Here is a 26707-nt window from a genome sequence, read left to right as displayed (position 1 = left end):
GCCAGGAACGCCACATGTCTGACCGCCCGAATACGCCCCTACTGGACCTTGTGAACCGCCCTGCGGATCTCAAGCAGTTTTCGGACGCGCAGTTGCATCAGGTGGCGCAGGAATTGCGGACCGAGACAATATCGGCCGTGTCCGTCACCGGTGGACATCTGGGCGCGGGTCTGGGCGTGGTCGAATTGACGACCGCCCTGCACGCCGTGTTCGACACGCCGCGCGACAAGATCATCTGGGACGTTGGTCATCAGTGCTATCCACACAAAATCCTGACCGAACGGCGCGACCGTATCCGTACGCTTCGCATGAAGGACGGGCTGAGCGGCTTCACCAAGCGCAGCGAAAGCCCCTATGACCCGTTTGGCGCAGCACACAGCTCAACCTCGATCAGTGCCGCGCTGGGGTTTGCCGTTGCGCGCGATCTGGGCGGTGTGACGCCCGAGGGATTGGGTGACGCGATTGCCGTGATCGGTGACGGTTCAATGTCTGCAGGCATGGCCTTTGAGGCGATGAACAACGCCGGACACCTGAAGAAACGCCTGATCGTCATTCTCAATGACAATGAAATGAGCATTGCACCGCCGGTTGGTGCCCTGTCCAATTACCTGTCCCGAATTTACGCTGAAGAGCCGTTCCATGATCTGAAAGCCGCTGCCAAGGGTGCGGTGTCCCTGTTGCCGGAACCCTTCCGCGAGGGGGCAAAACGCGCCAAGGAGATGCTCAAGGGCATGGCCGTGGGCGGCACTTTGTTTGAGGAGCTGGGCTTTTCCTATCTCGGTCCGATCGACGGGCACGATATGGATCAGCTGTTGCCTGTCCTGCGCACGGTCAAGGCCCGCGCCACGGGCCCGATCCTCATTCATGTGCTGACAAAGAAGGGCAAGGGGTATGCCCCAGCCGAGCAGGCCCGCGACAAAGGCCATGCGACAGCGAAGTTTGACGTCGTCACGGGCGAGCAGAAGAAAGCACCCTCAAACGCACCGTCTTACACATCGGTCTTTGGCAAAACGCTGGTGGAAGAGGCCGCGCGCGACGACAAAATCGTTGCTGTCACCGCTGCGATGCCCGACGGCACCGGGCTGAACTTGTTTGCGGAACGCTACCCTTCACGCTGTTTCGATGTGGCGATTGCCGAACAACACGGCGTGACCTTCGCCGCCGCACTTGCCGCCGGCGGGATGAAGCCCTTCTGCGCAATTTATTCCACCTTTTTGCAGCGCGGGTACGATCAGGTCGTGCATGATGTAGCCATTCAGCGCCTGCCTGTTCGATTTGCGATCGACCGTGCAGGGTTGGTGGGCGCGGATGGCGCGACCCATGCGGGGTCGTTCGATATCGCCTATTTGTCCAACCTGCCCGGCATCGTGGTCATGGCCGCGGCGGATGAGGCCGAGCTGGTGCATATGGTGGCCACAGCCGTCGCGCATAATGAAGGCCCGATTGCTTTCCGCTATCCTCGCGGCGAAGGTGTCGGCGTCGACTTGCCGGAACGTGGCGAGGTTCTGGAAATCGGCAAAGGCCGGATCATCCAAGAAGGCGCGCGGGTCGCACTATTGTCCTTCGGGACACGGCTGGCCGAAGTACAGAAGGCGGCCGAAGCTTTGACTGCGCGTGGGATCACCCCCACTATCGCTGATGCTCGATTTGCCAAGCCCTTGGACCGCGACCTGTTATTGGATCTGGCCGCCAACCACGAGGCGCTGATCACTATTGAGGAAGGTGCCATAGGCGGCTTTGGCAGCCATGTTGCCCAACTTTTTGCCGATGAAGGCGTCTTTGACCAGGGTCTCAAGTATCGCTCGATGGTTCTGCCTGATACCTTTATCGACCAGGCCAACCCCGCAGATATGTATACAGTAGCGGGCCTGAATGCCGAGCAAATCGAGGCCAAAGTGCTATCCGTTCTGGGTGTGGCAACCATCGGCGAAAAACGCGCCTAAGGCACGACGCTAACCAACTGAATTTCACCGTTGTTTGAAAATCCGTAAGCACCGTTTTGGCGTAATTTTCGGAAAGCCGTCGAATTCATCCGGTTTCGGGTGAGTCCTTGAGAACACAGAAACCACTTGCGTCCCGGCGCGCCGTTCCTGCACGCCCGCTTTTCTGATAATGGTAAGAAAAACGAAAACTCCACCCTTGAGCAGGCGGGCGGATGAGAAACACGATAGCAGCGTTGGCGACGCTCGTTCTGATGAGTATGCCGGCAAGTTCAAAAGAGATTCAGGTTGGCAATGATCCGGGTGGGCGGATTGTGGATCGCATGGTTCAGATCGAAATCGCCAACCGGACAAACGCGCAGTTTCAAATCATCGGAGATTTTTGCCACTCTAGCTGCACCATGCTGCTGGGTGCGGACGAAGTTTGCGTTTCGCCCGAGACGATCTTTGGCTTTCATGGCCCCCATCGCTCGAACCGAAAGAAGATGACGGCAGATGAGTTCGACCGGAAAAGCGCGTCACTATCCAGCTACTACCCAAACCCGGTCAGAAACTGGTTCATGTCCAAAGCGCGGTTCGCCGGACCAAATGAGCTTTTGTTCGTGACCGGTGAATACCTGATAGGTCTCGGCGTGCAGGAATGTGCTTAGGGCAACGACGCCCTAATCCTGCAGCCTCCCGCTGATAGGAACCCCAATGCCCGCGGCCACCGTCGCCAACACGACCAACTATTCGGCGTCTTCCATTTTGGTTGCATTGAGTTGCGCGAAAAGCTCGGGTCCGACGCGATCATACAGTTCGATCTGAGTCTCCAGAAAGTCGATATGACCTTCTTCATCCGACATCAGGCTTTCGAACAATCCCATCGAGACATAGTCTCCTGCCTCTTTGCAGACATCCCGCGCCTCTTTGTAGAGCGCGCGCGCGCTTTGTTCCGCCGCCAGATCGCATTCCAGCGTTTCCCGGGGGTTTTCGCCGATCCGCAGGGGATCAAGTTTTTGCAGGTTGGGATGACCTTCTAGGAAAATGATCCGCTCGATCAGTTTGTCGGCGTGTTCCATCTCTTCAATGGATTCTTCTCGACTTTTCTTGGCCATGCTGCCAAGGCCCCAATCGTCTTGCAGGCGATAATGCAACCAGTATTGGCTGACGGCTGTTAGTTCGTGGCGCAGAGCTTTGTTCAGGTATTCAATTACCTTTTTGTCACCTTTCATGATGAAACTCCTTGGCTTTGTCTAAGAATTGGCGTGGAAACAACTTTTTAAGCTGAATGCTACCACCAGAGCAGCTTAACCCAAAACCTTCAAATATCTGTTTTAAAACAGGTAATTGAAAATTTCCTGACGATTCTCGTTTGAATCAGAACCCGTCACTTGAAAGCGTTTTTCCACCGCACATACGATTCCCTGATACCTGCTTACCGATCGCAAGCATGGCCCTTGCGGATCAAAATCACGCAGGCAAATAGCTACGGAGATTGAGCTGCGCTAGCATCCGATGATAGCCCGCAGGATCAAACCAAAAGTGAGATACGAGGTAGGCCGCTAGTTTAGCTTAACTATCCAAGGGAAAGTGGTGCCTCAAGAGGGACTCGAACCCCCGACCTTGTCCTTACGAAGGACCTGCTCTACCAGCTGAGCTATTGAGGCAAGCGACGGTTCCTTTAAACCCTCGAGCAGATGCGTGCAAGTCTCGATATCCTCGGACGCCTACCGGTGTGTGATGGTGATTCCCGCAGCTCAGATCGCTTGAAGCCCATTCCATCACCACGCTCCAGCAAGAATATCACGCCTGTTCCAACGCTTACGCGCACCTTCGATGGCCATGTATTTTCGGTTGACTGGGTTGTCTTATTTTAATATTTCATGAAATATGATAGAACAGATAACAGACCAATTGGCCATCCTGGGTCATCCGCAGCGTATCCTTGTGTTTCGCATGCTCATGCGACGTTTTCCTGACGGTGTTCCGGCGGGCGAGTTGGCGGCGGAGCTCGACGTGAAGGCCAGCACCTTGTCGAACTATCTGAACGCGCTTCAGCGTTCCGGGCTGGTCAAGCAGGAACGTTCCGGGACATCTCTGCTCTATTCGATTGAAATGAAAAACGTGCAGCAGATGCTCGACTATCTGATTGTCGATTGCTGTCGCGGTCGCCCTGATATTTGCATGCCGTTTGCCCAGGGAAATAAGGCGGCGACAGATCGGAAATTCAACGTCTTGTTTGTGTGTGTGGGCAATTCTGCCCGGTCGATTTTTGCGGAATCCCTGCTGCGCACGCTGGGAGGTGGCCGGTTCAACGTTTTCTCGGCCGGCACGCAACCCACATCCGAGCTCAACCCGATGGCCGTGCAAGTTCTGGACGACAAAGGACATGACACATCCATCCTGCGATCCAAGAACATGTCCGAATTTGCAACCCCCGGCGCGCCCGAGATGGATTTCGTCTTCACGGTCTGCAATCAGGCCGCGAATGAGGAATGCCCCGCTTGGGAAGGCCAGCCAATCAGTGGCCATTGGGGCATGCCGGACCCGGTCAGGGCCGAGGGAACGGATGCCGAAAGAAGCCTTGCATTTCAACATGCATATGGCGCGCTCAAGCGCCGGATTGAGGCCTTTACGTCTTTGCCGGTCGAAAGCCTCGACCGGATCGCATTGCAAACTGCTGTTGATGATATCGGCAGGACGCCCACTGAGGACATGAAATGACGACTTATGCTGTGAATGGGTTGGGCCGGATGGGAAAACTGGCCTTGAAACCGCTGCTCGACAAAGGCGTAAAGATCGCCTGGATCAATGATGCAGTCGGTGACCCCGAAATGCACGCGCACCTGCTGGAGTTTGACACCGTACATGGCCGCTGGGATGCCGCATTCGCGCATTACGCCGACAGCGTTACGATCAACGGCACCCGCCTACCCTTTATCGGCACCAGGGATCTGGCGGAACTGCCGCTGGACGGTGTCGATGTGGTGATCGACTGCACCGGTATCTTCAAGACCGAGGCCAAGCTGGCCCCCTATTTTGAGGCAGGCGTGAAGAAGGTTGTTGTCTCGGCCCCCGTCAAGGATGGCCCGACCGCCAACATCGTTATGGGCGTGAATGAGGACACTTATGATCCGGATGTCCACAGCATCGTGACGGCGGCCTCCTGCACGACCAATTGTCTGGCACCGGTGGTCAAGGTCATCCACGAAAACCTTGGTATTCGCCACGGGTCGATGACCACAATTCACGACGTGACCAACACGCAAACCATCGTGGACCGCCCCGCCAAAGATCTGCGCCGGGCGCGGTCTGCTTTAAACTCTCTGATCCCGACCACCACTGGTTCGGCCATGGCAATCACGCTGATTTACCCGGAACTCAAGGGGCGGCTGAACGGTCACGCAGTGAGGGTGCCGTTGCTAAACGCCTCGCTGACGGATTGCGTCTTCGAGGTTGAGCGTGAAACCACCGTCGAAGAAGTCAACGCGCTTTTCAAGGCCGCCGCCGAAGGTGAGTTGAAAGGCATCCTCGGCTATGAGACGCGACCGCTGGTTTCGACCGATTACACCAACGACGAACGGTCCTCGATTGTGGATGCGCCTTCGACCATGGTGGTGAACGGCACGCAGGTGAAGATCTATGCCTGGTACGACAATGAAATGGGTTACGCCCATCGCCTGGTCGACGTTGCCCTAATGGTTGGTGCCTCGCTGTGACCCAAAGGCCCGAAGGTATGCCGGCCTATATCACGGTCACGGCAGCCTATTGGGCCTTTATGCTGACCGACGGGGCCCTGCGTATGCTGGTGCTGTTACACTTTCACAGCATGGGATTCTCGCCGGTTCAGCTGGCGTATCTGTTTGTTCTGTATGAGATCGCCGGCATGGGTACGAACCTTGCCGCAGGTTGGATCGCGGCGCGGTTCGGGCTAACCTCGACGCTTTATGCGGGGCTGGCACTGCAGATTGCAGCGTTGCTGGTTCTTACGCAATTAGACCCTAACTGGGCAATTCCGGCGAAAGTTGTGTTTGTGATGATCGTGCAAGGGGCAAGTGGGGTTGCAAAGGACCTAGCCAAGATGTCCTCAAAATCCGCCGTCAAACTGCTGGCCCCGACCGAAGGCGGAGGGTTATTCCGCTGGGTCGCGATTTTGACCGGCTCCAAGAACGCCGTCAAAGGATTTGGGTTTCTGATTGGGGCGGCACTGTTGGCCACTATGGGCTTTATGTGGGCCGTTCTGGCAATGGCGATCATACTTGCCGCAATCCTCGTCGCCGTCATTCTGTTCATGCCGACCGGGTTTCCCAAAGGGCGCAAAGGCGCCAAATTCTCTGAGGTCTTCTCGAAATCCGCCAACGTGAATTGGCTGTCCGCCGCTCGTGTCTTCTTGTTTGGCGCGCGGGACGTGTGGTTCGTGGTCGGCATACCGATCTATTTCTACGCGGTGCTTTCGGATGGAACCGAGGATGGCAACCGTGCCGCATTTTTCATGATCGGTACATTCATGGCCGTTTGGGTCATACTTTACGGCGCTGTTCAGGCCAGCGCGCCGAAAATCCTGCGTGCAAAGGAACGCCCGGAAGGGGATCTTATCCACGCCGCCAAGAATTGGGCCGCGGCGCTGTTCTGCGTGCCTGCTGCCCTGACCATCGCGGTTCTGCTCTCATCCGGCCCCGAGACATGGCTGACCGTTACGCTGGTTGTGGGCCTATTGGCATTTGGGGCAATCTTCGCCGTCAATTCGGCGCTGCACTCATACCTTATCCTGGCCTTCACCAAGTCCGAGCGTGTGACGATGGATGTGGGCTTTTACTACATGGCCAACGCGACTGGCCGCCTGGTCGGCACTGTCCTGTCGGGACTTACCTATCAGATTGGCGGGCTTCCACTGGTTCTGGGCACCGCTGCTGCTATGGTCGCGCTGGCCGCCCTGACATCCGGCAAACTAACCGACCAGACGAATGAGGCATATACATGAGCATCTTCGAACGCTACCTGACCGTCTGGGTCGCGCTGGCCATGGTTGGCGGCATATTGATCGGACTGGTTGCACCCGGCCTGGTTCAACTGATCGGCTCGGCCGAAGTGGCCAGCGTCAATCTGGTCGTGGCCTTGCTGATCTGGGCAATGGTCTACCCCATGATGGTCGGCGTCGACTTCGGCGCAGTGGCGGGCGTTGCACGCCAGCCACGCGGGCTGATCGTGACGCTGGTGGTCAACTGGCTGATCAAACCATTCACCATGGCCTTTTTGGCAGTGCTGTTCTTTGAGCATGTCTTCGCACCATGGATCGAACCTGAAGACGCGGCTCAATACACCGCCGGGCTGATCCTGCTAGGTGCTGCACCGTGCACCGCTATGGTGTTCGTCTGGTCTCAGCTGACCAAGGGCGATGCGACCTATACGCTGGTGCAGGTTTCCGTGAACGACTTGATCATGGTGGTGGCATTCGCCCCAATCGTGGCCTTTCTGCTGGGCGTGACCGACATTCAGGTTCCATGGCAGACACTGGTTCTGGCAACTGTGTTGTATGTGGTATTACCGCTGATCGCCGGCCTGATAACGCGGCGTACCTTGGGATCGCCCCAGGCCATCGACGCATTTTCCGCACGTGTCAAACCGTGGTCGGTCATGGGCTTGATCGCCACTGTCGTCATTCTGTTCGGCTTGCAGGGTCAAACCATTCTGGCAAAACCGATGGTGATCGTCCTGATCGCCATACCAATCCTGATCCAGAGCTACGGTATCTTCGCCCTGGCCTACGGCGCAGCATATGCCCTAAAGGTGCCACACCGGATCGCCGCACCCTGCGCGATGATCGGCACGTCAAACTTCTTTGAGCTGGCCGTCGCCGTGGCCATCAGCCTGTTCGGACTGAACTCGGGCGCGGCTCTGGCGACTGTGGTCGGCGTTTTGGTAGAGGTCCCGGTGATGCTGTCGCTGGTTGCCTTTGCAAACCGTACGCGGGCGCGGTTCCCAGAAGTCGAAACGCAATACTCTAAAAAAACACTCAATTCTAACTGACAAATGGTCAGTCGCGGAGATCACTCAAAAGCGTAAAGTGAACCGAAAACTCGAGTTCACGAACGCTTTGTCTTGAAGTACTATTCGTGCTTCAGTAGCTGTTGAAAACGGACGACTGTCAGTTTCAGCTTGATAAGTCGTCTGCATTCACCGAGTTTCTGCGCAAGAATGAGTCAGTGCTTTTGCCGATCCCTGACGCAAGCATCAAGTCAGACAAACCTAATTATCGTGAGATTATTTTGGCTCTTTTAAGCAATCGCAAAAAAAAAATGAATGTGTCTTCCAGTAGCGCAGTGCTTTCCAAGATCGGAGATTACGATTTCCTGTCTGTTGACATCTTTGACACCCTCCTTTTTCGCCATTGCAACTCTCCCATCGATACATTTGGTTTCATGGAAGGGCATGAAAAAACAAAGCAGGTAACCGAGTTTTTTAAAGACTACCGAGTCGCGGCCGAACAATTGGCCCGGGAAGACGCAGAGCACAATGGGCTAGAGGACGTTTCGTTAGACGAGATTTATCGATGTTTCCAACAACTCACGAATTGCAGCGGTGAACAAGCGAAGCAGATCAAACTGCTCGAGCTAGAAACAGAAATGGACTTGCTTCACGCCACCAACTTTGGACACAAGTTGGTAGACCAGCTTCAAAACACTCAAAAAAGGCTTGTCGTAACATCGGATATGTACCTTCCCCAAGACTATCTTGAGAAAGTTCTGGAGGCAAAAGGAATAACAGGCTGGGAACGCGTCTTCGTTTCGAATGAGCAAGGGAAGACCAAACACACGGGCAGCCTGTTCGCAGACGTGGTTGAGCACTTCGGTGTTCCACGAGAAAAAATTTTACATATCGGCGACAACGGACATGCCGATGGCAAAATGGCCGCCGGCGCAGGTATACAGTCTTACGTGTTATTGGCTAGCAAGGACGTACCTGCCAGATCTCCAAAGCCAAAGCACCATTCCAATATTCTTGCAGGAACGCGCCCAGTCTCTCAGATTTTTTCCGCAAATTTTCTGGAAACACATCATTACGATGCTGAAAAGTTAGACTTCCGCACTTTATCCGAGGACCAGTACTTTGAAGCCGTCGGGGCCGTAATGGTCGCGCCATTGATCACATCGATGCTTATCTGGATGAAGCAGGTGATGGACAAAAAGGGCATCTCGCGAATTGCCTTTCTTGCACGCGATGGGATGTTTCCCAAAGCTGCGTTCGAACTGCTGTGGCCAGACAAATATGACACGCAGTACTTAGCTGCGTCTAGGCGATTACTCACGCTGCCATTCACTGTTCTGGAACCCGACACTATTGGTGGTATGCTTCATACGACCTTGGCGAATTCGGAAACATTGCAAGACTTCCTGAACAAGATCTCAGGCGGACCAAGCCTAAAAGGAATCTTTGCAAATCACGGCTTGAGTGAAACAGAGCCACTCACGAGAAAGACACGCAAACAGGCCTTGGGTCTTCTCAGGGAAAGCCCCGAGGCTTTTTATCAATCTTTCGCGCATGAGCGCGACGTGCTGACAAAATATTACCGTTCAGCCTTTCCAGCAGGCACGAAGACCGCTGTGTTTGATGTCGGCTGGCGCGGTAGCCTACAGCGTTCAATTTGCGAGATCGTGGGCACGGAAGCGGATGTCTTCGGTCTGTATTTCGGAACAAGTCCGCACGCCATATCAATCCTAAGGCGCGGCGGTCTGAATTATGAAAGCTATACAGCATCAAATGGGCTTCCGTCCCAATTGGCCTCCTGGTTTACCGATTTTCGGGATATCGTTGAGTTTTTCTGTTCAGCAGATCATGGCAGCGTCCTTGGATTACAAGAAAATGCCTCTGGTGAGATATCTTGGAGCACTGCTGATGTCAGCGACTTGGAAGCGGCCAACCTCCGGCGCGCGAAAATAATTCAAGATGCCGCGCTGAAAGCTATCGAGTCTGTACTCCAGGCAATGTCGGCCGAGACGATATCTAAATATACCAAGCCGAAAGATGAACGCGACTTGCGTCAATTTCTGAGAAAGCCGCACCGCCTGGACGCCCATAGATTCAAGAATGTCAGAATCTTCGATGGAGTGGGAGACACAACTGGTGAGAGCCTGACCCGAATTGGTGAACGTAACACGCATTATCGCAACGCCAAAAATAGTCGGTGGCGAGCAGCATATGCATCTCAACTCAACCCCTTTTCGTACGCCCTACTGAAGTTTGTGTTACGAAAAAGAAAGAAAATTAAAATATAGCCACCCACATTCTTCGAAAACTCCAACGAGATTGCGATTGTGGGTATTACTTGCGCCTTTCTTTGGCCAGTAACAATGAATGTCATACGGGGCTAAATGACCTGCTACGTATAACCGCCAATTAGGGGCGTTTTCTAAATAATCGCAAAGCCTTAAAATAGTTTCGGTTTTTCTTCGCCGCTCTATCACGCCTTTTTTTTCTGTTAGCTGGAATATCATAGGTATAATGGGTTTCAAGCTCTTGCGATTTCCCCCCAATAAACGAACAACTTCCGGGCACACCAACATTTGGGTATTTTTCGCCCAGATGTTTTATTCCACGCCAATAACGCTCTGTAACATATCCCTTAGAGTAGTGTTGAAACTCAACGGGCAAAACCATGACAGGAACGCCAAAATTCTCCTGTGCATTGATACAAAAGTCTTCGGCATAAAGGTCGAACGTTAGGGCCTCATCAAACCGCAACCTAGGTCGATCCCTCAACAGCCGAGTGTGTATTAAGATCGCCACGCAATCCAATGTTTCAACCCAAGTCGGTGACGTAACCGGCAGACCAACCTGTAGCACCGAGGAGCCATCTTTTTCACTACACTTATGCTGTCCAAACCCGACCGGCGCATGCCCGTCCAGCCTTACTCCAAAGGTCCCGTAGACTGCTTCGTGTGCCAAGTTCTCTGTGCCAAACAACTCTCCCTGAACTTCAAAGTCTTCATGAACGAAAAACAGCCACACATCCTCATTCAAGTGGTTTTCTATGATTTCGTTGTATAGCTTCGGCAAGCCTGCCGATCGACCGCGATTGTCAAATAAGTAAATATCCATATTCAACAAAAACTTGTTTTCAGAGAACAGTTCAGTTGCCATCTTTTCATTCACAAACGGAACGAAAATCTTCAACGGGTCGCCGTTTGAAACTGTCATTTCTGACCCAGTTCATTTTGTTTTTGACGCTGAAAACGCCGCACTGAATTCCAGTACGAGATTTTCAGCGGGTGGCGGTACATTATACGGCGCCAATCAAGTTGCCCTATGTCGTCTCGCATAGATAAATCCTTAATGGAATTTGGCAGCATACGGTCGTAGTTGTGCAGCTGCTGCTCGTGAATCTGCCGACGAAAATCGGTCAGGTATTTTGACGAGATTGACTCAGGCTTCCAGTAAGACTCGATCGTTCTCCATTCAGTCTCACCCTTGCACCACGGAAACGGAACGTTTTCGAATGTCCGGTATTCCCGTTCAGTTGGCGTTGTGACCAGGCGCGTAAGACAGAAATAGTTGAAGTCCTTCAGTTCCCGGCGATCTAACGTATCCTTTATTGGCGCGATCATACGGAGGAAATCGAGAGCCCCTCGTTGGACGCAAATAGAAGCGAGGAGTCCAACATCAGTGATCGCTTCAGCTTTGCCATTCAAAGTCAAAGATATGTCCTTCTTAGAATTCAGATTGGGAAAGGACGCTTTAGGGTTGGCAAACAACAAGTCAAAAAGGACTGTACCTACTATTACCGACACATCGGTGTTAGTCGCGTTCGCACCGTCAAGCAAATAAGCTGAAGCTCTTTCCTGGCGAACCGGAGAACTTTGATCAAAAATACAATACCGATGCACTTGTGGCGAAGTCAAAAAATCAAAGTCCAGAACGCTGCCATCGACATCCACAATAGCAATGTTTTTTGAATCTTGAGATTTCCATGCTTCAATACGATGCCGCAACTGTTTGCGTTTTTCGGCAGAGACGTTCGAAAAATCACTGGTTATTACTTCTTTAACATCGCTGATCGAATAACATGATAATGGCAGTTTCAGAGTACTTAGCGATTGCTCAATAATGTGGATTTGGCCAGGAGGAAGAAGTAGCTCATAGAACCCATCCTGCATTGAGTGTTCCGCAATATAGTCACAAAACCCCAACAAAAGCGGCCCACAAACATTGAAGCCGCAACTGTAAAGATCGGGTTCCTCAGGATCGACATGAGGCAATCGCGCTGCGATCTGGCCCAAAATCAAGTCCGACGTGAACGTGTATTCTCCGCGACCTTGATCAACAAATGGGGCATCATCCTGCCATAGGCAATCGCTGTGTTGAATTACATGAATTGCAGTTATGGAGCTGTCCACGTCTTCGTTCATATTCGTGGGTTTGCGCTGGCTGAAATGCAGGGCACGGTTTGGTGCAGCCTCCTCATTAGCTGCGGCTTTCAAAAGAAAGTGATGACCATCCAAAGGGCTATATAACGCATCCAGTTCAATCCCGAGTGCCTCCAAGAGCCTCGATACTTGGTCTTTGTTCATTTGCGTGTCATTGATACCGATCAGTCGCTTCCCCTTCTCCCGAGCAACTGCGGCAATCATGACAAAGGCTTGATTTGAAAAGTGGAACTTTTCTTCGCACTTCCTTTCATCGTCAGGCGTCACGGTGCTGTCCGGCAGAAGTACTGCAAGCAGGCTGTAAATCTCGTTTAGGCTGATCTCGGATGCTTCATTAGTTCCAAAACGCCGCTCGGCAAGCTGCTCCGCCTTTAGTCTTGCGCCACAGAAACCTTCGACACCAAGTGACTGCTCCATGAAACGAAAAACGCCATCCGAGCTTAGCACGCAGCGCGACAGTAATGTTTTAGAAACATCGAATGCAATAACGTCATGGTTTTCAATTAGGTTCGAAATTGCGGAAAACGCGTATCCCGTCCGTCGAACGACCTCAGCCTTGTTTCGTTCCTGCGACAGCATATTCCCTCCAACACGCGGTGAGTGAAAGTTCGGCGCCGTTGATACCAAGCATTGATCGCGGCTGCCAGTAGTCACCTAGACTGAACGAAACTATATCTCTGATGGCCTCGAAGATTCCAATGCAGCGAACGGAGGTACAAAACAATCAAGCATCACGACTTAGTATTAACTAATTGATAAATAATTATATTATGCCCATACTGAGGTGTGGGCATTGACCAACGAAAAGCCCCGACAACCAAAACTGCTTAGTTGACCGCAATTGGTCTGCCGCTCCGAGGTCACCTGTCTTGCAGAATGGCTTGCTAACCCGCAACTTTCCACATTGAGACATTCCCGGCCCGCAAATTTTGAATATTTGCCTATTTGGATATTGTCGAGCGATGGTGATTGCGCTAGCCCATTCTTGATCCTGCTTGCACTGCAGGGTGGCATCTATAGGTAATGTCTATTATGGAATTCTTGTCCCTCTCTATCCCTGAGGTGAAGCTGATTACGCCGAGGCGATTTGGCGACAACCGAGGTTTTTTTGAAGAAACTTACAACTTTGATGAGTTTACCACTGCAGGGATCGAGACAGTTTTCGTCCAGGACAATCACTCTATGTCCAGCGAACTTGGAACTGTCCGCGGCCTCCACTTTCAGGCGCCACCGAAGGCCCAAGCCAAGCTCGTACGCTGCGGACGTGGAAAACTCTTCGATGTTGCGGTAGATATTCGTAAGGGGTCACCAACCTTTGGTAAATGGGTCGGAGCGGAACTGAGTTTCGAAAACGGGCGCATGCTACTCGTCCCGGCAGGATTTGCTCATGGGTTTATGACGCTGGAACCCGACACCGAAATTGTTTACAAGTGTTCTGATACTTACGCTCCTGAAACCGAGGGGGCTGTTCACTGGAGCGACCCCGAAATCGCCATTGAATGGCCGCTTAAAACAACCGAATTAAAGCTATCTGATAAGGATGCGGCTGCGTTGCGCCTGTCAGAGCAGGAATCCCCTTTTATATTTGAGGACACCAAATGAAACTTTTGCTCACCGGAGGCGCCGGTTTTATTGGGTCCGCGGTTGTCCGTCGTGCAATTGCCCAAGGTCATTCCGTAATTAACGTGGATTCGTTGACTTATGCGGCTTGCCTCGACAACGTTGCAACAGTTGCTGATGCGGATGGTTACGCCTTTGAACACGCAGACATTCGCGACCCGTCGGCGATGAAGTCTGTGCTCAAGAAACACAAACCTGATGCGATCATGCATCTGGCTGCTGAAAGCCATGTTGACCGTTCAATCGACGGCCCCGCTGCGTTTATTGATACAAACGTAACTGGTACATACGTTCTTTTGGAGGCGGCGCGCGCTTACTGGACTGATGCGGGCAAGCCATCTGGATTTCGCTTTCACCATATCTCGACCGATGAGGTTTTTGGAACTCTGGGAGAAACCGGATATTTCACAGAAGAAAGTCGTTACCAACCTAATTCGCCTTATTCGGCCTCAAAGGCGAGCTCGGACCACCTTGTTCGCGCCTGGCACGAAACATATGGATTACCTATTGTTTTGACAAACTGCTCAAACAATTATGGTCCATATCAGTTTCCCGAAAAGCTGATACCGGTCGTTGTCCACAAGGCATTGTCTGGGCAGCCGATACCTATTTACGGTAAGGGAGACAACATCCGCGACTGGCTGCATGTCGAGGACCATGCAGAGGCTCTGCTGCTTGTTCTGGAAAAAGCGGCCGTAGGTGCAAGCTACAACATTGGTGGCGAAAACGAGATGACAAATCTTGAACTCGTCAAATTGCTCTGCAGTATTCTGGACCGGCTTCGACCGGCAGAGAAACCTTATGCTGAACAGATCACTTTCGTTACTGATCGCCCTGGCCACGACCGCCGCTATGCGATTGATCCAACTCGAATTGTTGAAGATCTTGGCTGGCACCCGACTTATACTCCTGAGACGGGATTGGAACAGACCGTCCAATGGTATCTGGACAACGAAGCTTGGTTGAATGCGCTTCTGGCGCGCGATGGTGTTGGTGATCGCCTTGGTATGTCCAAATGAAAATACTCGTCTTCGGTCGAAGCGGGCAGGTCGCTACAGAACTACAACGGCAAGCGCCTGCGCGTGGTATCCAATTAGAGGCGATGGGTCGCGAGGACGCCGACCTTTCACATCCGAAAAATTGCGCTGACCACATTAGGAAAACCAATGCGGATGTTGTCATCAACGCCGCTGCTTATACTGCGGTCGATAAGGCTGAAGGCGAGAAAGATATCGCTCGGCGCGTTAACGCTGATGCGCCTGGTTCTATGGCCCATGCGGCAGCCGAACGTGGCATTCCTTTCATCCACATCTCGACGGATTATGTCTTTGATGGATCGGGAACGTCCGCACGAACAACAAACGACCCGACTAGCCCGCTTGGAGTATACGGTAGCTCCAAACTGGAAGGCGAAAAACAGGTGGCGGCAGCCGGAGGCTGGCACGGTATTCTTCGTACAAGTTGGGTGTTCTCTGCGCATGGAAGCAACTTCGTCAAGTCGATGCTTCGATTGGCGGAAACACGCAACCACCTGACTATAGTTGCCGATCAGGTTGGGGGGCCCACACCTGCAGCGAACATCGCAGCTACATTGATTAGAATGGCCGAGGCAGGGTCCAGTGTGGAGGGTGGCCTGTTTCATTATGCAGGAAGCCCAGACGCAAGCTGGGCAGATTTCGCACGCGAGATTTTTTCACAGGCAGGCTTAGATATTTCGGTTGAAGATATCCCGACCAGCGCATACCCGACGCCCGCTGCCCGCCCCAAAAATTCTCGCTTGGACTGTTCCCGGATTGAGAAAACGTATGGGCTTGTTCGCCCTGACTGGAAGGCCGGGGTGACCGAGGTACTGAGGCAATTAGGCCAGACTCCAAAATGCCAATTTTGAAAGGTTAACACATGCAACGTAAGGGAATTATTCTTGCCGGAGGCTCTGGAACGCGTCTTTACCCGATAACGATGGCCGTGTCCAAGCAGTTGCTGCCGGTTTACGATAAGCCAATGATTTTCTACCCACTCAGTGTATTGATGTTGGCACAGATCCGCGAAGTTGCAATTATCACAACACCGCAGGATCAGGAACAGTTCATTCGCTTGTTTGGCGATGGCAGTCAATATGGGCTGTCACTGACTTGGATCATACAAGACTCTCCTGACGGCTTGGCGCAAGCTTATACTCTGGCGGAAGATTTCCTCGCCGGCGCTCCTTCGGCATTGATCTTGGGCGACAATATCTTCTTCGGCCACGGTCTTCCAAGCCTTCTGGCCCAGGCAGATGCCAATAAACAAGGCGGTACGGTTTTTGCATATCGCGTCGCCGACCCAGAGCGGTATGGCGTTGTTGCTTTTGAGGGCCAAAAGGTTCACCAGATTGTTGAAAAACCACAAAACCCGCCGTCAAACTACGCGGTCACCGGCCTTTACTTTCTCGATGGTGACGCACCGGCGCGGGCTAAAGAAATCCAACCGTCTGAGCGCGGCGAGCTTGAGATTACATCGCTTTTGCAAATGTATTTGGACGAAAACCTGCTTGATGTTCAAACTATGGGTCGAGGCTTTGCGTGGCTGGATACTGGGACGCACGGTACTCTGTTAGAGGCCGGAAGTTTTGTAAGAACGCTAACGGAACGTCAGGGTATGCAGACCGGTAGCCTTGATGAGATCGCTTGGAGCAATGGGTGGATCGATGACGCCGCCCTTGAGGAGCGCGCGAAACTGTTCGCAAAATCTACGTATGGCGCCTACCTTCATTCGCTGCTGAGCGATTAAGGCTAACACCACAAAAGCGCTCCTGAAAATCCAGTATGATTTTGATCCAAGCTTGTTCCGGAACACCGACGGATCCATCCGATCAGCTAAAAATTGAAGCGGGTAAGAGCTGGACCGAAACGGTCCAGCGTGCGCCTAAACTGGCGCAACGTAAAACGGTTTCAGGATTTGTTTCGCCGCGATCGCGGCTGAAGAAGCGCGCGCAGTGTCGAGGGCTTCGCGGATGGTGACATCCATATCCAGATACCGATAGGTGCCCAGACGGCCAACGAACGTGACGTTTTGGGTGTCTTCGGCCAGCGCAACATACTCACTCAGCAACGTTTTTTCCTTTACCTGACGGATCGGGTAATAGGGAATATCATCCGGACCCGCCGCGCGGGAAAACTCGCGATAACAGACCGAGCCGTCATGCGTTTCCCAAGGGGCAAAGTGCTTGTGCTCCGTGATCCGGGTATAGGGCACCTCTTCCTCGCCATAATTCATCACCGCGCAACCCTGATAGTCGCCGTCATAGGTGAACCGTTCGAAATCAAGGGTGCGGTAGCCCAGGCGCCCTAGCTCATAGTCGAAATAGCCATCCAGCGGACCTGAGTAGAACACGTGGTCGAAGCCATCCGCCATGTTGCGGTCGAACATGGTATTCAGCTTCACCGTGATGCCGGGGTGATCGAGGATACCGGCGATCATATCGGTATAGCCGCTCTCGGGCATGCCCTGGAATTTATGGAAAAAGTAATTGTCGTCGTAGTTGAACCGCACCGGCAGGCGTTTCAGGATCGACGCCGGCAGCTCGGATGGGTGACATCCCCACTGTTTGATCGTGTAGCCTTTGAAAAACGCCTCATAAAGGTCGCGACCGACGAGCCGCATCGCCTGTTCCTCGAAACTCTGCGGGTCGGTGATGGATGTATCAGCCTGTTCTTCGGTGATAAACGCGCGGGCCTCGTCCGGGTGCATGGTCTTGCCAAAGAACTGGTTGATTGTATGCAGGTTCACCGGCAGCGAAAACACCTCCCCCCGCGAGGTGGTTTTGACCCTGTTCTTATAAGGCAAGAAGTTGGCGTATTGGTTCACATACTGCCAGACCTCTTCGTCATCCGTATGGAAGATATGTGGCCCGTACACATGGACCATCACGTCGGTATCGGCATCCCGTTCTGTGTGGCAGTTTCCACCGATATGGTCACGGCTGTCGACCACGGTGACATCATGCCCTTGTTCCGCAAGTTGCCGACCGATCACGGCTCCAGACAATCCGGCCCCAACCATCAAAAACTGCATATCAGGGGCTTTCCTGTTTCATCGAAATCGTCGTCATGTCGAGGGGTTTGATCAGCTGACGGCGGGCAATTTTGAAAATCCCCGACCGCGCCTCGCTGGCACTGCGGAACTTCGGCAGGACCGACATCCACGCCCGACACATGTGCCATCCCAACTGCAAACGACCCGAGATGGGTTGCCCACCTTGCAGGATCGCGGCAAAGACGACCGGAACGGTACGCCGCGACAGATCAAACATCTGCTTTAGAACGGCCTCTTCTTCCTCTGAGCTGAGGTTATTCGACTCGGCCATCGCAGCTTTCAGGTTCTTTCCGATCGGCCGCGTGTGGTGCATCGCAATTTCGTCCAGAATGGCGGTTCGAAACGCGCCAGCCTCGGCCCATCGGCACCATATATAGTCCAGACCATAGCCGCTCATGGTGCCCTGAAAAAGCGGCAGTGCTTTCTGCAGGATATCCTTGTGCAGGCACGGGGCCATGATCTCGATATAGTTTGTGTACCGCAGCACGAAGCCCGGGCATTGGCTGAACACAAAATGCGAGAAATAGCTTTCGGGGGTCAGCGACGGTTGTGCGATACGCAATCCGTGAACCTGCATAGCATCAAACAGCGCGTTTACATCCGTAGCGCTGATGTCCAGATCGTCATCCGGCAGCCAATAGTAGTCATACTTATCAAGGTCACGGTCGGCGAGGGTTTTGAACAACCCGTCCCATTTACCGCCTTTTACCAGCACAGCCTCGACACCGGGTTCAGGTTTGAATGCCGCAAACGCCTCGTCTGAGAAATAGCTGATCAGAAGATCGTAGTTACGATCTTCATAGGGGCTTTCTTGCCACCGACGGTGCAATGACTTGTTGCCCGCACGGACAACCACAAGGCTATTCTTCATGCGCGGTTCCGAACCCGATTGCCGGCCTGCATCAGGGGGCCGAGCCCTTCAATCATATCTGGGTTCAACGGGTGGCTCAATCGTCCGTAAGTGTACTTTGTCTGGTACATTAAGTTTCGAACAAATCTGGCCATGGGTGAACCCGGTTTGGTTTTGCTTCGGCAATGATCGATGGTGCTGTTGATGTCTTCGCGTTCTGTAATCATCTTTTGCCCAAGGGTCAGGATGGGTACGTTATGCTCCCAGTAGAACTTTAGGTCGATGTCAATCGGTCGCGCGATCGGCGCGCTCAGCGCCAATAGGCGCTCGGCGGCGCGTCGGCCGATGATGTAGCCGGTAGTTCTTGGCGGCAGACGGTCAGACAGGATAAGATCCTGATCTGCAACGGATTTAATCACCATCCCATTGTTCCTCGAAATGCCATCCAGCTTGATCATAACGTCTTCGAAACACTCACCACATTCCAAGAGCCCTTCCAAAAAGGGCCTAGGGTCCTGCACAAAGGCGGCGTCATCCTCCAAAACAAGACTGACATAGTCTTGAGATTCCACAATCTCTTGCCATATCTTACGATGACCCAACGAGCAGGCGACTTCATTTCGGCTGAGCGGACGTTTGAATTTGATGCGGTTCATGTCCGCATCGTAAAATTGCCGCAACTCCGAGTTGTTTATCTGTTCGCCAGCAATGGCATCGCTAAATTTGTGGCTCAGGCCGAAGCGCGCAATTTCGCTTTCGCAGAAACGTCGCCTTTCTACATCGTTCGGTAGACTCAAAATGACGGTCTTGATGGACACTAAACTATTACCAATAATTTTTTTCACGGCGTTACTATGGGCCGTGTTTATCAGTTACAAGTGCAAACGGTCGATCCCTATCTACGTGTTGCATCGACGCTTTCCTGCGGTAAAAAATCGATCAGGGTCTACAATCAGACAAGCGCCACAAAGATCGTCCAAAAAGCAGAACATTGTTGTGACTCCGCATTCTTATATCACAATGAAACTACGAAGAAAATCATTTGTCGACACCAAATTTCCCTGTGGGGGATTATGCCGGTCGCACCCTAGGTTATTGCGATTGTGGGGCTGCGGCCACAATAATAACACGCAGCGCACCCAATAATTGTGGAGATGAAAGTGCTCGCCAGAGAATTTCGCGTAAAGTATGCATGCCCGCGCCCGAAACGCAGCAAAGGTCGCATGCTCCAGTGCCGGAATATGCGGCATCGCTAGCCTTCAATTTTGCAGCAGACACTTGCTCAATCCCGCGCGCAAGCATATTTGGCGTAGACAATAGCGCAACCATTCGAATGGGCAACTCTGTCGCGTCATTTGATCTGCCCTTTAGACAGGAATGATTTTAAGTTATCTGAGCGAGCGCATGATTTCATGATTTGGAGAGTGCAATGATTAAGCGTGCCTGGACCGAATGGCGATCAGGCTATATGGGTCGTCTCATCGGTGAGAGCTTTTTTGCCCAAGGTCATCTATATGCCGTTGCCATCGTTGCAATGATTGCCGTTGCTGCGACCACTGCAGGCTCTGCATTCATGATGGAGTACATCGTTGATGCGATGACCAGTCCGGAAATGCGCGACTGGGCTATTGCGATCGCGCTCGGAGTTGTTCTGCTATTTCTGTCCAAGGCAGTCGCATCCTATATCCAGTCTATATACCTAGCGCGCGCGGGCAACCGGATCGTTGCGATGCAACAAGACCGAGTTTATCGTAAACTACTGAGGCACGGTGTTTCGTTTTTTGCCGAGAATGAGTCTTCGGACCTGCTGATGCAAACGACAATGGGTGCTCAATCTGCCCGAACTCTTATTGACGTAATCGTCACCGGCTTCGTCCGAGACGCCTTGACCCTGGTGGGTCTTGTGATTGTCATGGTGTACCAGCAGCCCGTGCTATCCATCATGTTTTTTGTTGTCGGACCCGTGGCCTTGCTAGGCGTGCGCTACCTGCTGAAAAGCGTGCGCTCGATCATGCAGCAAGAGTTCAAGTCGCTGGCAGAGATTATTCGTGTGCTGCAGGAAACCTCGGCCGGCATCAAAGTCATCAAGGTATTCTCTCTTGAGGATCGGATGATTAATCGTATGGAAACGGCCATCCTCAAAGTCGAAGAACGCTCGAATGATATTGCGCGGCTGCAGTCGATCGCCAGCCCGCTGATGGAGTTTCTGGCCGGGTTGGCTATAGCCGGCGTTCTGGTTGTTAGCACTCTCGGGATTGCAGGTAGCGAACAGCCAACGGCTGGTCAGCTGATGTCCTTCATCACAGCACTGTTAATGGCCTATGAACCTGCAAAACGTTTGTCGAAAATGCGCGTTCAGATTGAAGCTGCTATGGTCGGTGTCGGCATGCTTTTCGGATTACTGGACCAAGAAGACACAATGCAAGAGGACCCTGATGCACGCGATCTGCTTGACGGGCCGGGTGAAATCGCACTCCGCGATGTAACCTTCGGGTACAAAGGATCGATTCCGGTAATCGAAAACATGAATGTAACATTCGAAGCAGGGAAAACCACTGCGCTGGTCGGCCAGTCAGGCGGGGGCAAGTCGACAATATTCGGCCTGATTATGCGATTCTATGACCCCGACGGAGGGAGTGTCGAAATCGACGGGCAGAATCTGAAGAACGCTAGCTATTCTTCGCTTAGGCGAAAGATCTCATATGTGGGCCAAGACACCTTCTTGTTTTCCGCAACTGTGATGGAAAACCTGCGTTGCACGGCGCCGGATGCAACGGACGAGCAGGTTATCGAAGCAGCGAAAGCTGCACATGCGCATGACTTCATCTGCGGATTATCGGGTGGCTATGATACGCATGTCGGCGAGAACGGAACGTTCCTGTCAGGCGGCCAGAAACAACGCATAGCCATAGCCCGTGCAATTTTGCGCGATGCCGAGATATTGTTGCTGGACGAAGCCACCAGCGCACTGGACGCTGAGTCTGAGGCGCTGGTGAAGGCGGCGCTGGACACGCTGACACTGAACACAACCGTTATCGTGATTGCGCACCGCCTGTCGACAATCCTTGAGGCTGATAAGATTATGGTTGTTCAGGATGGTGCCGTGGTCGAGCACGGCAACCTGGACGAACTGATGCAACTCAATGGTCAGTTCAAGAACCTTTTTAATCAGCAATTCAAGAAACGTGATGTTGATACCAAGGTGGCTGAATGACGAAACAAATTCCTATTTCTTCATAAGGTGGGGATTCCCAAGATCGGAGAGGGCGGCGTTCTTACATTGCTGAGAGATAGCGAACAACTGTGCGCATGGGCAGCCTACGTTTAGGACGCATTGATTTCCATCAGTCAGCATGATTCATGGTATTGAAGAATATGTCTGATCCCTTCTGGTTTACTGGTGCGCAGATGGCGCGTCTTGAGCCCTTCTTTCCCACATCGCACGGCAAACCTCGGGTTAATGATCGGAGCGCATTGAGTACGATTAACTTCATCAATTGCAATGACTTACGCTGACCTGATGCGCCCACCGCCTTTAGTGTCTGACTTCAGCGCTTATGGGTCCAATTAGGGTGATTTGATAAGAGAGTTTTCTTGCTTCATCGTAACCACTGAGGAGTGGGCGCTGAGAAAGACAGCAAAAAGCCCAAGTGGTAAGATCGTCAATGATTTTCGGCGGACGACGCTAAAAACAGTATTCCTCTGAGGGGAAGATCAGGATCTTGTTGGACGACCTGCGCGGCGAATACAGTATCGCTGAGCTGTGTCGCCAGGAAGACATATCGCAGGGCCTCTACTACAAGTGATCGAAGGGCTCCATGGAGGCCAGAAAGAAGCGTTTGGCCGGCGATACAGCGCGTGCAGCGAACACGGACGAGGTGAAGGAACAGCGCCTTGAGACAAGGGGTCTCAAGGCGCTGTTGCGTAGCAGACGCTTGAACTGCGTCTGTTCAAAAAAGCATGACAGGCGATGAGGGTGACCACTAAGGAGGTACCTCGCATCTGAGAAACTGGAGATCATCCGATTGGTCGAAGACAGCCATTTGTGAGCGCGTCGGACACTCGCCAAGCTGGGTATTCCCCGCACCACATTCTACCGCTGGTAGGATCGATATCTTCAGCGCAGTGAGGCTGGGTTGCAAGATAAATCTCCCAGACCCAATCACGTTTGGGAATGTGTTACCACAGAAGTGAAACGCAAGGTTGTCGCCACGTGAACTGGCCGACACGTTCACCGATCAAGAACGCTATTTTGTGTTGGGACTTACAGTGTATCGCGCGCTCAAAGCCCATGACCTGATCACCAGCCCGGTCTTTATCGTTTTGAAGGCAGCCGATTAGCTCCAGCACAAGACGACAGCGATCAACCAAATTTGACAGACGGACTTCTCCTACATCAAGGTTCTGGGCTGTGACTGGTTCCATCTCAGTACGGCCCTAGGCGAATACAGCCGTTACACCGTCCCTTGGAAGAGGTGCACGAACGTGCGTGCTGGGGACGTCACCGATACGCTGGACATGGCATTACAGGCATCCGGCTGTGATCAAATCCACGTCGTACTCAAGCCACGCCCGCTCAACGACAGCGGCTCAAGCTACGTTTCGGGGATTTAGCAGAATGGCTGGAAGACAAACGCCTTAAGCACTCTCATGGCGCACCGCACCATCTGCAAAAACAGGGCAAGATCGAACGATGGCATCAAACCCAAAATAACCGTATCTTGTTTGAAAACTACTTCCTGCCGGGTGAACTTGAAGCGCAGATCAAAGCCTTCGTCGATCATTATAACCACCAGCGCTATCACGAGAGCATTAACAACGTTGCACCTTCCGACGTCTACTTTGGGCGGGACAAAACCATTCTACAACAGCGGGAAAGGATCAAACAAAAGACCCTCGAAGCGCGGCGCTTGCATCACAGGCAACGCGCCGATGAGGCGGGCGTACTCCCGCAAGGTGTATTTTGGGATCTTCTTTTTTGCGACGACAAAGGACACCAGCCTACTATCGCTTTTCGATCTCCATTTGGGTTTGCCGCTAGTTCAGTGACAGGTCGATTCCAACCAAAGTAGTGGGATGACGGCTCATTCCATCGGCGTTGTGATGTGCCTATGAACTGCCGGGCACCTTATTGGGTTGGTGCCAAACATATTCGCAATAAGCAGAGAATTTCCTTGGCCTTCGAAGCCCTTGCCGTGTAAACGAGGCACCGGGGCAGCATCTAACCACGACAGGTACAAATGAAAAATGATTCACTTTACGACCTATACCTCGAACATGAGGGGAAGGTGAGCGACAAGTGGCATTCCTATCTCGAGATCTATGACGAGCAGTTTGCATCGCTTCGTGAGTCACCCATTCGTCTGCTTGAAATCGGAATTCAGAATGGCGGCTCACTTGAGATCTGGTCCCGTTATTTTCCGAACGGTTCGCTGTTCGTCGGATGCGATATCGATCCGAAATGTTCTGGTCTTCGTTACGATGACGATCGGATTCATGTGATCATTGGTGATGCGAATACGGACGAAACACAGAACGAGATCCGCCAGAACTCTGACATGTACGATTTGATCGCGGATGACGGGTCACACAGATCATCCGACATAATCACCACTTTCTCCCGATATTTCAGCATGGTTCAACCCGGGGGGACCTATGTGATAGAGGATCTTCATTGTTCCTACTGGGAGGCCTGGCAAGGTGGTTTGAACGCGCCATATTCCGCGATGTCGTTTCTTCGGAGGCTAGCCGACGTGGTTAACGCGGAGCATTGGGGAGATGGCGGGGATATTCGGTCGCAACTGAAGGGGTTTGAACGCCATTGGAATCTGACGCTGGATGAGCACCACATCGCCCTGATCCAATCCGTTTCTTTCCACAATTCCGTTTGCATCATTCGAAAAAGTGTCAGCGGACCGCCGCGGGTCGGCTCGCGTGTTGTAGCAGGCCAGGAACGTATGGTGGCGGACGACCCGCTCCTCCGATCCGGACATGAGGTTGGCGCGATCAAACTTGATTTGGATAAGAGGCTCCTTGGCGAAGCTGCGGTGGTTGATCGTCCGCCGTCATCCATGGGCGAGGGAGCCAATCCGTGGGGAGCTGGAGCAGAGCCGATGGAAGAGGTGGCTTCGACAATAGGTGAACTGCGGTTGGCTGGGTACGACCCATTCAAAACATCTGATTTTGTGTCAACGATCAAGGATGTGCGTGCACTCTACCCCGAAGAGCAGAATCCAATTCCCCATCTTCTCGACGACGCAGTCATGCTACGGGAGCGTGCCGAAGTTCAGGCTACGAAAATATCCGAACTACAACAGGTCCAGGGTGAATTGATTGGTGACGCGAGCAAGCTCCGGGAGCTTACCGAAACTCAAGAAAAGAAGATATCCGAACTGCGCCTGTCATACGAGCGGATTGCCCGCAATCCATTGCTTGGCTTTTTTCTCTGGCTGAAATTCATGGTTCTCTCAATGCTGTTGCGCATCCCTTTTCTCTCAAGTTCTTCCCGTGAGAAAATGCGCAGGTCCGCCGAAAAAAGAGCCCCCCAACGCTTCAGGGCCAAATCAGAGACAGCAAACTCAGATTAAAAGAAGTGATCAAGGCAAGGATTGGAGTAGCGGCTTGCGGCTGTGCTGTCGCGGCGACTTGCCTTCATCAGTCGACGTCGCGGGCCTCGTGTGATCTTTCGCCGCCTCTGCAATCGCCTCGTCTTTTTCTAAGGTCAGGCTGAGTTGATCCAGGCTCTCGGAGCGTACGCCAAACCGGCGCCGGTGCTGTCCTGCCAGTAGATGCTTGGGCTTCTCGATAAGCAGCGCTTGAGACTTGACCTCATTTGCCAAAAGCTGGTTCAAGGCCCACACTTCTTACGGGTTATCCGGCATGATATCGAAGCACTTCAGCATTGCCGATCCTGTGCCAGGAAGGGGACATAACGTGAATCCTCAAAGCGCTCAAGACCTTGTATTTATTTGACCCACCTGGCCTTCAGCGGACGCCAGGTCTTTTGCGACATCCGCCAATCGATCCCTTCAAGCGGCATCGACAGCTGGGCTGGCGTGACATTCCCTTTGCCGTCCTTTGCAGCTGGCCAAACAAAGCGCCCTTTCTCCAACCGCTTGCTGAACAGGCACGCGCCTTGCGCGTCCCACCAGATAGTCTTGAGCAAGTCGCCACGCCGCCGTTCAAATACGAACAAATGGCCAAATACGGGTCCAGTTCCAGAACCTTCTCTCCCTGAGCCGCCAGCATGTTGAACTCTCGCCGCATATCTGCGACGCCATCCGCCAACCAGATGCGAGTGTCGGATGGAACAGGGATCAATCCGTCAGCCGCTGTACAAGGCTGACTACAGCAGTTATTGCCGTCGGTCCTTCGACCAGAATGCGCTATCCATCCGAAAGGGTGGTATCAACCCGGCTGGCAGAAAGAGGGGCTGGTGAATACAGCTTTGTCCGCGCCTGAAACTAGGGCTTTCGTGCACAACGTCGGCTTCAATCTCAACCGGCAGAAACGTTGTCCCTTGATCGATCGCTTCCGCCTCCAGAGCAATGTGCGGGTCTTTGAGCCAATTGAAAATAAGGTTCGCGTTGGCTGCGTACCGCAGCGCGACCTGTGCCACCTACATGCCTGACGTCGTCGACTGCGCGCAAATCTCCCACTTCTCGTCATCCGCCCAAAATCGCTTCTTAAGCGTGTTCATAGAGTGCCCCGCAGTGTCCACAAACGACGGCGGACACTTAGATCACTCTCCCTGACGCCGTTAGGCCAGTTCTATCGAACGCTCACGAGTGAACATATTGCATGGGCTGTTAAAGCCGCAA

20 protein-coding genes, 1 tRNA gene and 3 pseudogenes are annotated in these 26707 nt (G+C 52.8%); 15 read left to right on the top strand and 9 right to left on the bottom strand.

Annotation, left to right across the window (positions count from 1 at the left end):
* Positions 1 to 14 precede the first annotated feature (14 nt).
* Positions 15 to 1943, top strand: a complete 1929-nt coding sequence (dxs, locus tag DHN12_RS13145; protein ID WP_108860612.1) for a 1-deoxy-D-xylulose-5-phosphate synthase — start codon at positions 15 to 17, stop codon at positions 1941 to 1943.
* Positions 1944 to 2155: 212 nt separating this feature from the next.
* On the top strand, positions 2156 to 2590 hold the full coding sequence (locus tag DHN12_RS13140) for a hypothetical protein (protein WP_159090026.1): 435 nt from the start codon (positions 2156 to 2158) through the stop codon (positions 2588 to 2590).
* Between the two features lie 78 nt (positions 2591 to 2668).
* On the opposite strand, the gene bfr is transcribed toward DHN12_RS13140, so the two are convergent.
* Both bfr and DHN12_RS13130 read right to left on the bottom strand, forming a co-directional pair.
* A complete protein-coding gene (gene bfr, locus DHN12_RS13135; RefSeq protein ID WP_108860610.1) occupies positions 2669 to 3154 on the bottom strand; it encodes a bacterioferritin in 486 nt (161 codons plus the stop codon).
* A gap of 359 nt (positions 3155 to 3513) precedes the next feature.
* Positions 3514 to 3589, bottom strand: a tRNA-Thr gene (locus DHN12_RS13130).
* Between the two features lie 223 nt (positions 3590 to 3812).
* Between DHN12_RS13130 and DHN12_RS13125 the strand changes: the two genes are divergently transcribed.
* The 5 genes from DHN12_RS13125 to DHN12_RS13105 all read left to right on the top strand — a co-directional run bounded on the left by DHN12_RS13125 (position 3813) and on the right by DHN12_RS13105 (position 10195).
* On the top strand, positions 3813 to 4646 hold the full coding sequence (locus DHN12_RS13125; protein ID WP_108860609.1) for a helix-turn-helix domain-containing protein: 834 nt from the start codon (positions 3813 to 3815) through the stop codon (positions 4644 to 4646).
* Positions 4643 to 5641 carry an ArsJ-associated glyceraldehyde-3-phosphate dehydrogenase gene (locus DHN12_RS13120; protein WP_108860608.1) on the top strand — a complete coding sequence of 333 codons (999 nt, stop codon included), beginning with the start codon at positions 4643 to 4645 and terminating at the stop codon, positions 5639 to 5641. Before DHN12_RS13125 ends, DHN12_RS13120 begins: the two co-directional genes overlap by 4 nt.
* Complete coding sequence (gene arsJ, locus DHN12_RS13115) at positions 5638 to 6903, top strand: organoarsenical effux MFS transporter ArsJ (RefSeq protein ID WP_108860607.1); 1266 nt, start codon at positions 5638 to 5640, stop codon at positions 6901 to 6903. Before DHN12_RS13120 ends, arsJ begins: the two co-directional genes overlap by 4 nt.
* Positions 6900 to 7949 carry an ACR3 family arsenite efflux transporter gene (gene arsB, locus DHN12_RS13110; RefSeq protein ID WP_108860606.1) on the top strand — a complete coding sequence of 350 codons (1050 nt, stop codon included), beginning with the start codon at positions 6900 to 6902 and terminating at the stop codon, positions 7947 to 7949. The genes arsJ and arsB overlap by 4 nt, the downstream gene beginning before the upstream one ends.
* Before the next feature lie 101 nt (positions 7950 to 8050).
* On the top strand, positions 8051 to 10195 hold the full coding sequence (locus tag DHN12_RS13105) for an HAD-IA family hydrolase (RefSeq protein WP_108860605.1): 2145 nt from the start codon (positions 8051 to 8053) through the stop codon (positions 10193 to 10195).
* A 121-nt stretch (positions 10196 to 10316) separates the two neighbouring features.
* Here DHN12_RS13105 and DHN12_RS13100 read toward each other — a convergent pair whose 3' ends face one another.
* Positions 10317 to 11117 (bottom strand): hypothetical protein, encoded by an 801-nt coding sequence (locus DHN12_RS13100; protein ID WP_108860604.1) that lies wholly within the window; start codon positions 11115 to 11117, stop codon positions 10317 to 10319.
* Entirely contained in the window at positions 11114 to 12922 is a 1809-nt protein-coding gene (locus tag DHN12_RS13095; RefSeq protein ID WP_108860603.1) for a hypothetical protein, read from the bottom strand. Before DHN12_RS13095 ends, DHN12_RS13100 begins: the two co-directional genes overlap by 4 nt.
* Before the next feature lie 453 nt (positions 12923 to 13375).
* Here DHN12_RS13095 and rfbC point away from each other — a divergent pair, with 453 nt between their 5' ends.
* From rfbC to rfbA, 4 genes are read left to right on the top strand one after another with little or no spacing between them, the layout of a single operon-like run.
* Positions 13376 to 13945: a dTDP-4-dehydrorhamnose 3,5-epimerase gene (gene rfbC, locus DHN12_RS13090; protein WP_108860652.1), complete on the top strand. Its 570-nt coding sequence runs from the start codon at positions 13376 to 13378 to the stop codon at positions 13943 to 13945.
* Positions 13942 to 14982, top strand: coding sequence for a dTDP-glucose 4,6-dehydratase (rfbB, locus tag DHN12_RS13085; protein ID WP_108860602.1), 1041 nt, complete (start codon positions 13942 to 13944; stop codon positions 14980 to 14982). The genes rfbC and rfbB overlap by 4 nt, the downstream gene beginning before the upstream one ends.
* Positions 14979 to 15851, top strand: coding sequence for a dTDP-4-dehydrorhamnose reductase (gene rfbD, locus DHN12_RS13080; RefSeq protein WP_108860601.1), 873 nt, complete (start codon positions 14979 to 14981; stop codon positions 15849 to 15851). The genes rfbB and rfbD overlap by 4 nt, the downstream gene beginning before the upstream one ends.
* A gap of 11 nt (positions 15852 to 15862) precedes the next feature.
* The gene (gene rfbA, locus DHN12_RS13075; protein WP_108860600.1) at positions 15863 to 16732 is read left to right on the top strand and encodes a glucose-1-phosphate thymidylyltransferase RfbA; all 870 of its coding nucleotides are present in this window, start codon (positions 15863 to 15865) and stop codon (positions 16730 to 16732) included.
* A gap of 135 nt (positions 16733 to 16867) precedes the next feature.
* Here the strand turns inward: rfbA and glf are convergent, their stop codons facing one another.
* The 3 genes from glf to DHN12_RS13060 are packed head-to-tail and all read right to left on the bottom strand — an operon-like array spanning position 16868 to position 19732.
* Positions 16868 to 18016: a UDP-galactopyranose mutase gene (gene glf, locus DHN12_RS13070; RefSeq protein ID WP_108860599.1), complete on the bottom strand. Its 1149-nt coding sequence runs from the start codon at positions 18014 to 18016 to the stop codon at positions 16868 to 16870.
* Position 18017: 1 nt separating this feature from the next.
* Complete coding sequence (locus DHN12_RS13065; RefSeq protein ID WP_108860598.1) at positions 18018 to 18908, bottom strand: hypothetical protein; 891 nt, start codon at positions 18906 to 18908, stop codon at positions 18018 to 18020.
* Positions 18905 to 19732: a glycosyltransferase family 25 protein gene (locus DHN12_RS13060; RefSeq protein ID WP_159090025.1), complete on the bottom strand. Its 828-nt coding sequence runs from the start codon at positions 19730 to 19732 to the stop codon at positions 18905 to 18907. Before DHN12_RS13060 ends, DHN12_RS13065 begins: the two co-directional genes overlap by 4 nt.
* Before the next feature lie 584 nt (positions 19733 to 20316).
* Here DHN12_RS13060 and DHN12_RS13055 point away from each other — a divergent pair.
* The 4 genes and pseudogenes from DHN12_RS13055 (at position 20317) to DHN12_RS13040 (ending at position 25474) form a co-directional block, all read left to right on the top strand.
* Positions 20317 to 22101 carry an ABC transporter ATP-binding protein gene (locus DHN12_RS13055; RefSeq protein ID WP_108860596.1) on the top strand — a complete coding sequence of 595 codons (1785 nt, stop codon included), beginning with the start codon at positions 20317 to 20319 and terminating at the stop codon, positions 22099 to 22101.
* 161 nt (positions 22102 to 22262) lie between these two features.
* Positions 22263 to 22400: pseudogene (locus DHN12_RS13050) on the top strand (IS5/IS1182 family transposase); the annotation flags it as partial.
* A 112-nt stretch (positions 22401 to 22512) separates the two neighbouring features.
* Positions 22513 to 23818, top strand: a pseudogene (locus DHN12_RS13045) (DDE-type integrase/transposase/recombinase); the annotation flags it as partial.
* A 309-nt stretch (positions 23819 to 24127) separates the two neighbouring features.
* On the top strand, positions 24128 to 25474 hold the full coding sequence (locus DHN12_RS13040) for a class I SAM-dependent methyltransferase (RefSeq protein ID WP_108860595.1): 1347 nt from the start codon (positions 24128 to 24130) through the stop codon (positions 25472 to 25474).
* A gap of 9 nt (positions 25475 to 25483) precedes the next feature.
* Here DHN12_RS13040 and DHN12_RS13035 read toward each other — a convergent pair whose 3' ends face one another.
* Positions 25484 to 25738 carry a hypothetical protein gene (locus DHN12_RS13035; RefSeq protein WP_159090024.1) on the bottom strand — a complete coding sequence of 85 codons (255 nt, stop codon included), beginning with the start codon at positions 25736 to 25738 and terminating at the stop codon, positions 25484 to 25486.
* Between the two features lie 113 nt (positions 25739 to 25851).
* Positions 25852 to 26207 (bottom strand): annotated as a pseudogene (tnpB, locus tag DHN12_RS13030) (IS66 family insertion sequence element accessory protein TnpB).
* Between the last annotated feature and the right edge of the window lie 500 nt (positions 26208 to 26707).

The organism is Ruegeria sp. Alg231-54 (assembly GCF_900143525.1).
GTDB lineage: Bacteria > Pseudomonadota > Alphaproteobacteria > Rhodobacterales > Rhodobacteraceae > Ruegeria.
The sequence above is the reverse complement of the archived record's forward strand: the minus strand, read 5'-3'. Positions and strand labels throughout refer to the sequence as shown.